This window comes from Extensimonas vulgaris (assembly GCF_003337425.1).
In the GTDB taxonomy this organism is placed as follows: Bacteria; Pseudomonadota; Gammaproteobacteria; order Burkholderiales; family Burkholderiaceae_C; genus Extensimonas; species Extensimonas vulgaris.
The window spans coordinates 98,225-110,861 of the sequence record NZ_QPJU01000009.1; the positions used below are offsets into that span (position 1 = coordinate 98,225).

The following is a 12,637-nucleotide window of genomic DNA, read 5'->3' on the forward strand; positions in this document are numbered from 1 at the left end:
CGCGAATGCGCGAGCGCAGGTGCGGGAGGCGACAGGTGCGGGTGGCGACAGTCAGCGGGACAGAGCAGGCGAGAAAACGCAAGCCGCCTTACCACGCGTGCAAGGCGTCGTCGGGAAAGCGCCCTTCCTTCACGGCGTGCACGTAAGCCTCGATCGCGCCACGCACGCTGCCCGCGTCCTGCATGAAGTTGTGCACGAACTTGGGCATCTTGCCCAGGTTCATGCCCAGCATGTCGTGCAGCACCAGCACCTGGCCGGCCGTGCCTTTGCCCGCGCCTATGCCTATGGTGTGGCAGTGCTGCAGCTCGGTGGTGATTTCGGCGGCGAGCGCGGCGGGCACCATTTCGAGCACGAGCATGGCCGCGCCGGCTTGTTCGAGCTCGTGCGCGTGCTGGCGCAGCGTGCGCGCGGCGGTGTCGGACTTGCCCTGCACGCGGTAGCCGCCGAGCGCATGCACGGTCTGCGGCGTCAGGCCCAGGTGGCCGCAGACGGGAATGCCGCGCTGCACGAGGAATTCCACCGTCGGCGTGATCCAGCCGCCGCCCTCGATCTTGACCATGTGCGCGCCCGCCTGCATCAGCGCGCAAGCGCTGCGCAGCGCTTGTTCGCGGCTCTCGGCGTAGGTGCCGTAGGGCAGGTCGGCCACGAGCCACGAGGTGCCCTGCACGCGGTGCAGCCCGCGCGCCACGCTTTCGGTGTGATAGACCATGGTGGCGAGCGTCACGCCCACGGTACTCGGCAGCCCCTGGCAGACCATGCCGAGCGAGTCGCCCACGAGGATGCACTCCACGCCCGCAGCGTCGGCCACGGCCGCGAAGGTGGCGTCGTAGGCCGTGAGCATGGTGATTTTTTCGCCCGCGGCGCGCATTTGCGCAAGGCGCGGCAGGCTGACAGGGCGGCGTTGCGGCAGCGGCGAGGCGGGCGGAATGGTGCCGTAGGGCGTGGCGCCGGAAGCGCTGGAGGTGGGTTCGGTGGCGGACATGGCGGCTCCAGTCTGGGGAGAATGGGGTGACAAAAGTGGGCCAGAGTCTATGCCAAGCCGAAGCCGCTATGCTTGCCTCCATGACAAGTTCCACCATCGATTTCGATTTTTCTTCCGCGCCCGCGGTGCAGGCACTCGCGCAGGCCGATGTGGCGCGCGCGCTCGCTGAGGACGTGGGCCCGGGCGACCTGACCGCGGCCCTGGTTCCCGCCGAGCGCCGGGCGCACGCGCGCATCCTCGCGCGCGAGGCGGCCGTCGTCTGCGGCGCGCCCTGGGTCGAGGCGGCGCTGCGCGCGCTCGATCCCAGCGTGCAGACCAGCTGGCACGTCGCCGAGGGCCAGCGCTGCGCGCCCGACCAGGTCGTGCTCGAGCTGCAGGGCCAGGCGCGCGCGCTGCTCAGCGCCGAGCGCACGGCGCTCAACTTTTTGCAACTGCTCTCGGCCGTGGCCACCAAGACCGCGCGCTACGTGGAGGCGGTGCAGGGCACGCGCGCGCGCATCGTCGATACGCGCAAGACCTTGCCGGGCCTGCGCCTGGCGCAAAAATACGCCGTGCGCATGGGCGGCGGCACCAACCACCGCATCGGTTTGTACGATGCCGTGCTCATCAAGGAAAACCACATCGCCGCGGCGGGTGGCGTGCGTGCCGTGCTACAAACTGCGCAGCACATCGCAGCGCGCGCCAAGTTCATCCAGATCGAGGTCGAGACGCTCGCGCAGCTGCACGAGGCGCTGGACGCCGGCGCCACCATGGTGCTGCTCGACAATATGGACTTGCCCACGCTGCGCGAGGCCGTGCGCATCAACGCGGGCCGCGCCGTGCTCGAAATCTCGGGCGGCGTCACGCTCGCGAACCTGCGCGCGCTGGCCGAAACCGGCGTGGACCGCATCTCCATAGGCACCTTGACCAAGGACATCGAGGCGATCGACTATTCGATGCGCCTGCAGGAGCTCTCATGACCACCGCATCCGTGATTCCCGTTTCGGCCCCGCTCAAGGACGTCGAATACGAGCAACCCGTCGATCGCCTCGAAGGCGGGCCGGCGTGCTCGACCAAACACGCCTGGGCGCGCGTACCGCCCGAGCCCGGCCCCGCCGAGCGCGCCGCGCTCAAAGACAAAATCCGCCGCCTGCTCCAGGAGCGCAACGCCGTCATGGTGTCGCACTACTACGTGCACCCCGACTTGCAAGACCTGGCCGAAGAGACCGGCGGCATCGTGAGCGACTCGCTCGAAATGGCGCGCTTCGGGCGCGACCACCCGGCGCAGACGCTGGTGGTCTCGGGCGTGCGCTTCATGGGCGAGACGGCCAAAATCCTCTCGCCCGAAAAAACCGTGCTCATGCCCGATCTCGACGCGACCTGCTCGCTCGACCTCGGCTGCCCGATCGACGCCTTCAGCGCCTTTTGCGACGCGCACCCCGACCGCACCGTGGTCGTCTATGCCAACACCAGCGCCGCCGTGAAGGCGCGCGCCGACTGGCTCGTCACCTCGAGCTGCGCGCTCGACATCGTGCGTGCGCTCAAAGACCAGGGCCACAAGATCCTCTGGGCGCCTGACCGGCATCTGGGCGACTACATCCGCGCCGAAACCGGCGCCGACATGGTGTGCTGGAATGGCGCCTGCATCGTGCACGACGAGTTCAAGGCCTTCGAGCTCGCCGCGCTCAAGAAGGAGCACCCCGGCGCCAAGGTGCTCGTGCACCCCGAAAGCCCGGCCGAGGTCATCGCGCTTGCGGACTTCGTGGGTTCGACCTCGGGCATCCTGCGCGCCGCGCGCGAACTCGAGGCGCGCGAATTCATCGTCGCTACCGACAACGGCATGCTGCACAAGCTGCGCACGCTCAACCCCGGCAAGGTGTTTTACGAAGCGCCCACGGCCGGCCGCAGCGCCACCTGCAAGAGCTGCGCGCACTGCCCCTGGATGGCGATGAACAGCCTCGCCGGCGTCGCGCAGGTGCTGGAGACGGGCGCAAACGCCGTGCACGTCGATCCCGCGCTGATCCCGCGCGCACGCCTGCCCATAGACCGCATGCTGGCCTTCACCGCGGCGCTGCGCCAGGGCCAGCCGGCCATGCAGCTCGTGCCGAACCTCGGCGCGGCTTAAGGAAACTACCTTTTTGGTAGCTTCTTGCGCTTGATGGTATTGGCTCCATGGCCAATTTGACCTATATTTCAGCGGCCGCGCGAGTCAGGGTAATCCTTCGGTTCCGCAGGCGCATGGGCTCCCTAAAATCGGCAGCAAAGCGAGAATCCAAGGAGGACCTTCGTGCCTGACGCCAAAGACGCCAGCGCCGCCAAGCCGGCGGCGCGGGTGATCAAAAAATACCCCAACCGTCGCTTGTACGACACGTGCACCTCGACCTACATCACGCTCGACCAGGTGCGGCAATTGGTCATGGCACACGAGGACTTCGTCGTGCGCGACGCCAAGACGGGCGAAGACCTCACGCGCAGCATCCTGCTGCAGATCATCCTCGAAGAAGAAGCCGCAGGCGCGCCCATCCTCACCGAAGCCGTGCTCGCGAACATCATCCGCTTTTACGGCCACGCGATGCAGGGCTTCATGGGTGCCTACCTCGAAAAGAACATCCAGGCCTTCACCGAAATGCAGGCCAAGCTCACCGAGCAGGCGAAAAACCTCTCGCCCGAGATGTGGACGCAGTTCATGAATTTGCAGTCGCCCATGCTCACGGGCGTGATGGGCAACTACGTCGAGCAGTCGCAAAAAGCGCTCGCGCAAATACAAAAGCAGACCGAGCAGATGCTCGGCGCGTTCGGCCTCAAGCGCTGAAGCGAGCCTGAACGATCGCCGTCATTGCGAGCCCCGCAGGGGCGCGGCAATCCAGTCCGCGCTTGGGATGGGGCGCAGGCGCTGAATCCAAGGCCGCATGGATTGCCGCGGGCCTGACGGCCCTCGCAATGACGCACGAAGGGACGCCCCATCGGGGACAATACGGGGATGAGTGCGGTTTCCCCGTCTTCCTCCCTTCCATCTTCCAGCGCATCGGCCACCGGCGCCGCAGCGCCACGCATCGGTTTCGTGAGCCTCGGGTGCCCCAAGGCGCTCACGGATTCGGAGCTGATCCTCACGCAGCTGAGAGCCGAGGGCTATGAAACCTCCAAAACCTTCGCGGGCGCAGACCTCGTGATCGTCAACACCTGCGGCTTCATCGACGAAGCCGTGCAAGAGAGCCTGGACACCATCGGCGAGGCGCTGGCCGAAAACGGCAAGGTCATCGTCACCGGCTGCCTGGGCGCACGCACGGGCAGCGCGGGCGGCAGCCTGGTGCGCGAGATGCACCCGCGCGTGCTCGCCGTCACGGGCCCGCACGCCACGCAGGAGGTCATGGACGCCGTGCACCAGCACCTGCCCAAGCCGCACGACCCGTTCACCGACCTCGTGCCCGGCGGCTTCGGTGTCGCGGGGCTCAAGCTCACGCCGCGCCACTACGCCTACCTCAAAATCAGCGAGGGCTGCAACCACCGCTGCACCTTTTGCATCATCCCCTCGATGCGCGGCGATCTGGTCTCGCGCCCGATAGGCGAAGTGCTGAACGAGGCGCGCGCGCTGTTCGAGGGTGGCGTCAAAGAGCTGCTCGTGATCAGCCAGGACACCTCGGCCTACGGCGTCGATGTGCACTACCGCACGGGCTTTTGGGATGGCAAGCCGATCAAGACGCGCACGCTCGACCTCGTGCGCGCGCTCGGCGAGCTGGCCGCGGCGCACGGCGCCTGGGTGCGGCTGCATTACGTCTATCCGTACCCGAGCGTCGATGCGCTGATCCCGCTCATGGCCGAAGGGCTGGTGCTGCCTTACCTCGACGTGCCGTTCCAGCACAGCCACCCCGCGGTGCTGCAGCGCATGAAGCGGCCCGCAAGTGGCGAGAAAAACCTCGAGCGCATCGAGCGCTGGCGCGAAATGTGTCCCGAGCTCGTGATCCGCAGCGCCTTCATCGCGGGCTTTCCAGGCGAGACCGAAGAAGAATTCGCGCACCTGCTCGACTTCATCCGCGCCGCGCAGATCGACCGCGCGGGATGCTTCGCCTACAGCGACGTCGCAGGCGCCGCGGCCAACGAATTACCGGGCATGCTGCCGCCCGAGCTGCGCGAAGAGCGCCGCGCGCGCTTCATGGCCGTGGCCGAGCAGGTTTCCGTGGCCAAGCTGCAGCGCCGCGTGGGCACGACCTTGCAGGTGCTCGTCGATACGGCACAGAGCCAAGGCAAAAAAGGCGGCACGGGCCGCAGCTGGGCCGACGCGCCCGAGATCGACGGCGTGGTGCACCTGCTGCCGCCGGAAAAAATCAGCAAAACGCTCAAGGTGGGCGAATTCACGCGCGCGCGCGTCGTCGGCACGCAGGGGCACGACCTCGTGGCGCAGCCGATTTGAGCGCGCCGCAAATGAAAAAAGCTTCCCGAGGGAAGCTTTTTTCATGGGTGCGCCTGGAGGCTCAAACGCGCTTGCGGTATTCGGCCGTGCGCGTGTCGATTTCGATCTTGTCGCCTTGTTCGACGAAGATCGGCACCTGCACGTCGAAGCCCGTGGCGATCTTCGCAGGCTTGAGCACCTTGCCCGAAGTGTCGCCCTTGACGGCGGGCTCGGTCCAGGTCACTTCGCGCACCACCGAGGTCGGCAGTTCGACCGAAATGGCCTTGCCTTCGTAGAACACCACTTCGGCGGGCATGCCTTCTTCGAGGTAGTTGAGTGCGTCGCCCATGTTTTCGGCTTCGACCTCGTACTGGTTGTAGTCGGCATCCATCCAGACGTACATCGGGTCAGCGAAGTAGGAGTAGGTGCACTCTTTTTTGTCGAGAACGATGTTGTCGATTTTGTCGTCGGCCTTGAACACGACTTCGGTGTTGAAGTTGGCGATCAGGCTCTTGAGCTTCATGCGAACCGTGGCCGAGTTACGGCCGCCGCGCGAGTATTCGGTCTTGAGCACGACCATGGGGTCTTTGCCGTGCATGATGACGTTGCCGGCACGGATTTCTTGAGCGATTTTCATAACAGATCACAAAGGGGGGTTGGGCCGCTCGATGCAAAAGTATTGCGCTTCATTGCGGTTGCTTGAAGATGAGCCCAGGTGTGGGCCCCCTAAAGCATTTCAAGACAAGGAAAAGGGCTGCGGCCAAAAAGCTTGCAAAAAGCCCGCCATTTTATGATTTCTCTTGCACGAAGCGCAAGAGCTGCGTGACCAGGTCGTCCTGAGCCAGCAAACGCGCGCGTGCGGCCTGGGTGCAGGCGCGCCATTCGGCGAGGGTTTGCGCGTCGGGCAGTTGCAGTGGTGCGTTGTCCATGTCATCGATGCCGTTCCAGCACGCATGAAAGCGCCGCAGCGTAGGCGGGGCCTCGAGCCAGTCCAAAAAGGCGTAGAGCTTGCTGTGGTGCGCGTCGTCGTGCTGCGGGTAGATCTGCCACACGAAAGCCTCGCCGGCCCAGAGCGCGCGCACGAGCGAATCCTCGCCGCGCACGAGGTTCAGGTCGCAGGCCCAGAGCATCTCGTCGAACGCGGCTTGCGGGCGCGGCGGGAGGTATTGAATCGATAGCTGCCCGTGCTTGCTGGATGCGCCTTCATGGGCATTTTGATCCATATTTTGCAGCGCCGCGCGCACTGCCGAGGTGGCACGCCCGGGCGTCACGAGCAGCTGCGTGGGGTGTTCTTCGTGTTGTGCGCATTGCGCGAGCAGCTGCGCGAGCGCGGGCGGCTCGTAGCAAAACAGCGAAATCCACAGCCGCCCATCCCGCTGCGCCGGCGTCGCATCCGGCACCTGCGCGGCGCGCCAGGCTGCGCGGTCGAAGCGCGCCTGGCGCGGCAGCAGATCGGGCTCGCGCAGCAGGCCGCCGGTCGCGGGCGTGAAGCCGGGGTAGTAAAACCAGCGCGTCCAGCCCGCCGCAGGCCCGTGCAGTATGGGCGAGGGCAGGCCGTGGTTGCGCTCCACGTAGCTTTGCGCCGACAGGTATTCAAGGTTGATCCACACCGGCGCGCGCAATTCATGGTCATTTTGGCCTCTAGCCCTTGCTGCACGTGCGCAATAAGCTATGAATTCAGGATCAATCTCGCAGCCAAAGGCTTCGACGAGCACGTCGGGTGGCGGCTCTTGCGGCGTGGGCGGGGGCGCACCCCAGCGGCGCAGCTGCACGCCGGGGCAGCCCTCGGGCGCCAGCCACGCGAGGGCCGAGGCGTCGTCCACCCACAGGCGCACGCGCTGCCCGCGCCCGGCCAGCTGCGCCGCGAGCCGCCAGCACACGCCGATGTCGCCGTAGTTGTCGATCACGCGGCAAAAGATGTCCCATTGCAGGGTGGGCGAGGTAAGCGGGGTGGAAGGGGCGGAGCTTGGGCTTGGCATGGCGAACGATGGTAGTCGCAGTGGCGGCCGCAGCATTTTGTGGGCGACGCGCTTGCGGGCGGGCAACACCACGGATGTGCGCCTGGCGTGCACCCGGCAGGCGCGCAAGCCCATAACCGCGCCGTGGGCAGGGGCAAAACCTTACACTCGCGCCCTCTGCGCCGTGCATCGTGCGTGCGCAGCGGTGCTTTTGCCACGCGGCGTGCGCTGCACCGCCATTGCCCGCAGCCCCGCCGTCCCCATCTTGTCCCCATGAACGCGCCCCTGGACGTCTCCTTTTTTCCGCGCCCGGCCAAGCCGCTGACCAGCTACAAACCATACTGGGCCAAGCGCTTTGGTACTGCGCCTTTTCTGCCCATGAGCCGGGCCGAGATGGATGCGCTCGGCTGGGATTCGTGCGACGTGATCCTGGTGACGGGCGACGCCTACGTCGATCACCCGAGCTTTGGCATGGCCGTGATCGGGCGCGTGCTCGAGGCGCAGGGCTTTCGCGTGGGCATCATCGCCCAGCCCGATTGGCACAGCTGCGAGCCGTTCAAGGTGCTGGGGCGGCCCAATCTGTTCTGGGGCGTGACCGCGGGCAACATGGATTCGATGATCAACCGCTACACGGCCGATCGCAAAATCCGCAGCGACGACGCCTACACGCCCGGCAACGTCGCAGGCCGGCGGCCCGACCGCGCGGCCATCGTCTATAGCCAGCGCTGCCGCGAGGCGTACAAGGATGTGCCCATCGTCCTGGGCGGCATAGAGGGCAGCCTGCGGCGCATCGCGCACTACGATTATTGGAGCGACAAGGTGCGCCGCTCCATCGTCGTGGACAGCAAGTGCGACCTGCTGCTGTACGGCAACGCCGAGCGCGCGCTGGTCGAGGTCGCGCACCGCCTGGCGCGACGCGAACCGGTGGAGCGCATCACCGACGTGCGCGGCACGGCCTTCGTGCGCCGCGCGTCCACCCTTGCAGGCGAGCCCGGCTGGTTCGAGATCGACTCGACCGAGGTCGATCGGCCCGGCCCCGTGGACGCGCACCTGAACCCCTACCTGACCACCGCCGAGCAGGCGGCGATGCAAGGCGCTGCTTGCGCGGCTGTGCAGGAGTCGGGGTCAGACAAAGATGCTTTTGAAAGTGTAGCTGCTAGCGCAGATACAGCAAGCGCTAGAGGCCAATTTGGCACTGAAACCCCAGCGCACCCCCTGCGCTTCGTGCCGCGCGCCAAGTCCGCCGTACCGCGCGAGCGCTGCGTGATCCGCCTGCCGAGCTACGAGCAGGTCAAGGCCGCCCCCGTGCTCTACGCGCATGCGAGCCGCGTGCTGCACCTCGAGACCAACCCCGGTAACGCGCGCGCCTTGGTGCAGGCGCATGGTGAAGGCGCCACGGCGCGCGACGTCTGGATCAACCCGCCGCCGATCCCGCTCACCACGGCCGAGATGGACTGGGTGTTCGGCCTGCCCTACGCGCGCAGCCCGCACCCGGCCTACGCCGACGAGCGCGGGCGCTTTGATGGCGCGACCAAGATCCCCGCGTGGGAGATGATCCGCTTTTCGGTCAACATCATGCGCGGCTGCTTTGGCGGCTGCACGTTTTGCAGCATCACCGAGCACGAGGGGCGCATCATCCAAAGCCGCTCGGAGGATTCGATCCTCCACGAGATCGAAGAAGTGCGCGACAAGGTGCAGGGCTTTACCGGCACCATCTCCGACCTGGGCGGGCCCACGGCCAACATGTACCGCCTGGGCTGCAAAAGCCCCGAGATCGAGGCTGCGTGCCGCAAGCCCAGCTGCGTCTATCCCGACATCTGCCAGAACCTCGGCACCGACCACGGCCCGCTGATCCGCATCTACCGCCGTGCGCGCGCATTGCCGGGCATCAAGAAGGTGCTGATCGGCTCGGGCCTGCGCTACGACTTGGCCGTGCGCGCGCCCGAATACGTGAAGGAGCTCGTGCAGCACCATGTCGGCGGCTACCTCAAGATCGCGCCCGAGCACACCGAGCAGGGGCCACTGTCGAAGATGATGAAGCCCGGCATGGGCAGCTACGACCGCTTCAAGCAGCTGTTTGACCAATACAGCCGCGAGGCCGGCAAAGAGCAGTACCTGATCCCGTACTTCATCGCCGCGCACCCCGGCACCACCGACGAAGACATGCTCAACCTGGCGCTGTGGCTCAAGAAAAACGGCTTTCGCGCGGACCAGGTGCAGGCGTTTTACCCCAGCCCCATGGCCAGCTCCACGGCCATGTACCACACGGGGCTGAACACGCTCAAAGGCGTGCACCGCGACGGCCGCGCCGAGCGCGTCGATACCGTCAAGGGCGAGCGCCGCCGCCGTCTGCACAAGGCCTTTTTGCGCTGGCACGACCCGAACAACTGGCCGCTGCTGCGCGAGGCGCTCAAGGAGATGGGCCGCGCTGACCTGATAGGCAACGGCAAGCAGCACCTGATCCCGACCTGGCAGCCCGCTACCGACGGCGGCTACCAGAGCGCGCGGCGCAAAAATTCGACCCCACCGGGCGCTGCGCCTAAGGCCCCGGCGGCGCCACCCAATGCGCTCCCGAAAAAGAAGCTGCCTGCGCAGACTGCACCTGCACAAGGGCGCATTTTGACCCAGCATACCGGGCTGCCGCCGCGCGCCCAGGTGAGTCCGCCAAAGAGTCCGCCAAAGAACCCGCAGACGATTCCCGCAGGTGCGCGCCAAGCCGCATCCAACGCTCCGTCCAAAGCTGCCGCCCAGAGTGCGCGTGCGCCGCGCCGCGGCAAGTCCTGACATGCCTGGTGCGGCGCGCGCCACCGTTCCGTCCTTCGCCCCCATGTCTGCCACCTCTGCCACCTCTGCCACCTCTGCCACCTCTGCCACCTCTGCCACCTCTTCCGAAGAACTGTTCACGCAACTGCAAAGCCAGGCCGCTGCCCTGCCCGAGCTGCCCGGCGTGTACCGCTACTTCGACGCCAGCGGCGCGCTGCTCTACGTGGGCAAGGCGCGCAACCTGAAAAAGCGCGTTTCGAGCTATTTCAGCCGCAGCCACGACGGCACGCGCATTGGCCACATGGTGGGCAAGATCGCGCGCATGGAGACGACCGTGGTGCGCTCCGAGGCCGAGGCGCTGCTGCTCGAAAACAACCTCATCAAGACGCAGCACCCGCGCTACAACATCCTGTTTCGCGACGACAAGAGCTACCCTTTTTTGAAGCTCACGGGCGTGGCGCGCGAGGCGGACGAGGGCGGGCCGGCGCAAGTGCCCGAGCAGCAGTTTCCGCGCCTCGCGTACTACCGCGGCGCGATCGACAAAAAGCACCGCTACTTCGGCCCCTACCCGAACGGCTGGGCCGTGAAAGAGACGATCCAGCTGCTGCAAAAAGTGTTTCGCCTGCGCACCTGCGAGGACACGGTGTTTGCCAACCGCACGCGGCCTTGTCTGCTGTACCAGATCAAGCGCTGCTCGGGCCCCTGCGTGGGCGCGATCACGCCCGCGGCCTACGCGCAGGACGTGCAGCACGCCGAGGCGCTGCTGCGTGGCCAGACGCAGGAATTGCTGCAGGAGCTCGAAGCGCGCATGCTCGCGCACGCCGACAAGCTCGAATTCGAACAGGCTGCCGAACTGCGCAACCAGATCACGGCCCTGGCGCGCGTGCTGCACCAGCAGGCTGTGGAGACGGCGCCCGACCAGGACGTGGACATCCTCGCCGTGCGCGTGCAGGGCGGGCGCGCCTGTGTGAACCTGGCCATGGTGCGCGGCGGCCGCCACCTGGGCGACCGCGCCTACTTTCCCCAGCACGTCGAAGACGCCGCGGCGCTGTGGGAGTCGAGCGAAGCCGAGGAAGCGGGGGAGGTTTCGGATGCTGCGGAGGATGCGCACGCCGCCGACGTCACGGCGCCGGCCACCGCACGCGCCATCGAAGCGCAGGTGCTCGAAGCCTTCATCGCCCAGCACTACCTGGGTGTGCCCGTGCCGCCCGTGCTCGTGACCAGCGCGCCCGTCTCGGCGCAGCTCTTGCAGGCGCTGGCCGAGCAAAGCGGCACGCGCGTGCACGCCGTGCACCAGCCGCGCGAGCAGCGCCGCGTCTGGCTCGAAATGGCGCAAAAAAACGCCGACCTGCAGCTCGCGCGCCTGCTCGCCGAAGAAGGCTCACAGCAGGCGCGCACGCGCGCGCTCGCCGAGGCGCTGGACCTCACGGTGCAAGACCTCGACGCGCTCACGATCGAATGCTTCGACATCTCGCACACCGCGGGCGAGGCCACGCAGGCGTCGTGCGTGGTGTTCCACCACCACAAGATGCAGCCCGGCGAATACCGGCGCTACCGCATCGAAGGCATCACCGGCGGCGACGACTACGCGGCCATGCGCCAGGTGCTGCAGCGCCGCTACGGCAAGCTCGCCGAAGCCATGCGCGCCGGGGCGCAGGCAGCGGCGGAAGGTGCGGCGGGCGCGGACGCGGGGCAGGGCGGGGCGCCCGCAAAAACCCGCGCGCGTTTGCCCGATCTGGTGCTGATCGACGGCGGCAAAGGCCAAGTCGGCGTCGCGCGCGAGGTGTTCACTGCGCTCGGGCTCGACATTGCGCGCATCGTCGGCGTCGAGAAGGGCGAGGGCCGCAAGGTCGGTCTCGAGGAACTCGTGTTTGCCGACGGGCGCGAAAAGGTCGCGCTTGGGCACGATTCGGCGGCGCTGCTGCTGGTGGCGCAAATCCGCGACGAGGCGCACCGCTTTGCCATCACGGGCATGCGCGCCGCGCGCGCCAAGGTGCGCGTGGGCGGCGGCCGGCTCGAAGAAATCCCCGGCGTGGGCCCGAAAAAGCGCGCACGCCTGCTGCGGCGCTTCGGCGGCGTGCGCGGCGTGGCCGAGGCCAGCGTCGAAGACCTGTGCACGGTCGAGGGCATTTCGCGCTCTCTGGCCGAAACGATTTACCACGCCCTGCGCTGAATCCGAATCCCCGATGGCTTACAGGCGCCCGCCAGGGCCCACCACCATCCAGACCATCCTAGGAGCCTGTCGGACTTTGGAATCGTCGGCTGCGAATGCGCCGCAGCGGCCCATTTTTTACCGTCTTCTTGCCCCATAGTCCCGCTATGGGGCAGCGAATCCGGCAAAAACTGGACTCGCTGGGGCGCATTCTCGCTATCGACGCCCAAAGTCCGACAGGCTCCTAGTGTAGTGTTCGACGCTATCTGCGACATAAAACCGCGTCTTTTCGGCCTGGGCCGCGTTGCAAATCCTTGCGATACCACCCGGTATCGCTGCGGTTTGCGCCTTGCCCAGACCAAAAATCCATCGGTTTTATTTGTCGCATCAAGCATCAAACACTACACTAGTTGAGC

Annotated in this window: 10 protein-coding genes; 6 read left to right on the plus strand and 4 right to left on the minus strand. The window is 66.7% G+C overall.

From position 1 onward, the window contains the following. Nucleotides 1-88: 88 nt before the first annotated feature. Complete coding sequence (gene panB / locus DFR45_RS12155) at nucleotides 89-982, minus strand: 3-methyl-2-oxobutanoate hydroxymethyltransferase (protein WP_114484007.1); 894 nt, start codon at nucleotides 980-982, stop codon at nucleotides 89-91. 80 nt (nucleotides 983-1,062) lie between these two features. Between panB and nadC the strand changes: the two genes are divergently transcribed. The 4 genes from nadC to rimO all read left to right on the plus strand — a co-directional run bounded on the left by nadC (nucleotide 1,063) and on the right by rimO (nucleotide 5,369). After that, nucleotides 1,063-1,941 carry a carboxylating nicotinate-nucleotide diphosphorylase gene (nadC, locus tag DFR45_RS12160; protein ID WP_114484033.1) on the plus strand — a complete coding sequence of 293 codons (879 nt, stop codon included), beginning with the start codon at nucleotides 1,063-1,065 and terminating at the stop codon, nucleotides 1,939-1,941. Then, nucleotides 1,938-3,086 carry a quinolinate synthase NadA gene (nadA, locus tag DFR45_RS12165; RefSeq protein ID WP_114484008.1) on the plus strand — a complete coding sequence of 383 codons (1,149 nt, stop codon included), beginning with the start codon at nucleotides 1,938-1,940 and terminating at the stop codon, nucleotides 3,084-3,086. The genes nadC and nadA overlap by 4 nt, the downstream gene beginning before the upstream one ends. A 162-nt stretch (nucleotides 3,087-3,248) precedes the next feature. Beyond that, nucleotides 3,249-3,773, plus strand: a complete 525-nt coding sequence (gene phaR / locus DFR45_RS12170; protein ID WP_114484009.1) for a polyhydroxyalkanoate synthesis repressor PhaR — start codon at nucleotides 3,249-3,251, stop codon at nucleotides 3,771-3,773. 168 nt (nucleotides 3,774-3,941) lie between these two features. Next, nucleotides 3,942-5,369: a 30S ribosomal protein S12 methylthiotransferase RimO gene (rimO, locus tag DFR45_RS12175; RefSeq protein WP_114484010.1), complete on the plus strand. Its 1,428-nt coding sequence runs from the start codon at nucleotides 3,942-3,944 to the stop codon at nucleotides 5,367-5,369. Nucleotides 5,370-5,430: 61 nt separating this feature from the next. Here rimO and efp read toward each other — a convergent pair whose 3' ends face one another. Further along, entirely contained in the window at nucleotides 5,431-5,985 is a 555-nt protein-coding gene (gene efp, locus DFR45_RS12180; RefSeq protein WP_114484011.1) for an elongation factor P, read from the minus strand. 151 nt (nucleotides 5,986-6,136) lie between these two features. Then, nucleotides 6,137-7,327 (minus strand): elongation factor P maturation arginine rhamnosyltransferase EarP, encoded by a 1,191-nt coding sequence (earP, locus tag DFR45_RS12185; protein ID WP_114484034.1) that lies wholly within the window; start codon nucleotides 7,325-7,327, stop codon nucleotides 6,137-6,139. Between the two features lie 252 nt (nucleotides 7,328-7,579). On the opposite strand from earP, the gene DFR45_RS12190 reads away from it, so the two are divergent. Together DFR45_RS12190 and uvrC are read left to right on the plus strand one after the other, a co-directional pair. Beyond that, nucleotides 7,580-10,090: a YgiQ family radical SAM protein gene (locus tag DFR45_RS12190; protein ID WP_114484012.1), complete on the plus strand. Its 2,511-nt coding sequence runs from the start codon at nucleotides 7,580-7,582 to the stop codon at nucleotides 10,088-10,090. Between the two features lie 43 nt (nucleotides 10,091-10,133). Beyond that, nucleotides 10,134-12,242 (plus strand): excinuclease ABC subunit UvrC, encoded by a 2,109-nt coding sequence (uvrC, locus tag DFR45_RS12195; RefSeq protein WP_114484035.1) that lies wholly within the window; start codon nucleotides 10,134-10,136, stop codon nucleotides 12,240-12,242. On the opposite strand, the gene DFR45_RS14555 is transcribed toward uvrC, so the two are convergent. Next, on the minus strand, nucleotides 12,224-12,379 hold the full coding sequence (locus tag DFR45_RS14555; protein WP_158637012.1) for a hypothetical protein: 156 nt from the start codon (nucleotides 12,377-12,379) through the stop codon (nucleotides 12,224-12,226). The genes uvrC and DFR45_RS14555 overlap by 19 nt on opposite strands. Nucleotides 12,380-12,637 lie beyond the last annotated feature (258 nt).

What these genes read in the sequence shown, in the direction of transcription:
- panB (WP_114484007.1), bottom strand. Translation starts at nt 982, where the DNA reads ATGTCCGCCACCGAACCCACCTCCAGCGCTTCCGGCGCCACGCCCTAC.
- nadC (WP_114484033.1), top strand. Translation starts at nt 1,063, where the DNA reads ATGACAAGTTCCACCATCGATTTCGATTTTTCTTCCGCGCCCGCGGTG.
- nadA (WP_114484008.1), top strand. Translation starts at nt 1,938, where the DNA reads ATGACCACCGCATCCGTGATTCCCGTTTCGGCCCCGCTCAAGGACGTC.
- rimO (WP_114484010.1), top strand. Translation starts at nt 3,942, where the DNA reads ATGAGTGCGGTTTCCCCGTCTTCCTCCCTTCCATCTTCCAGCGCATCG.
- efp (WP_114484011.1), bottom strand. Translation starts at nt 5,985, where the DNA reads ATGAAAATCGCTCAAGAAATCCGTGCCGGCAACGTCATCATGCACGGC.
- earP (WP_114484034.1), bottom strand. Translation starts at nt 7,327, where the DNA reads ATGCCAAGCCCAAGCTCCGCCCCTTCCACCCCGCTTACCTCGCCCACC.
- DFR45_RS12190 (WP_114484012.1), top strand. Translation starts at nt 7,580, where the DNA reads ATGAACGCGCCCCTGGACGTCTCCTTTTTTCCGCGCCCGGCCAAGCCG.
- uvrC (WP_114484035.1), top strand. Translation starts at nt 10,134, where the DNA reads ATGTCTGCCACCTCTGCCACCTCTGCCACCTCTGCCACCTCTGCCACC.
- DFR45_RS14555 (WP_158637012.1), bottom strand. Translation starts at nt 12,379, where the DNA reads ATGGGGCAAGAAGACGGTAAAAAATGGGCCGCTGCGGCGCATTCGCAG.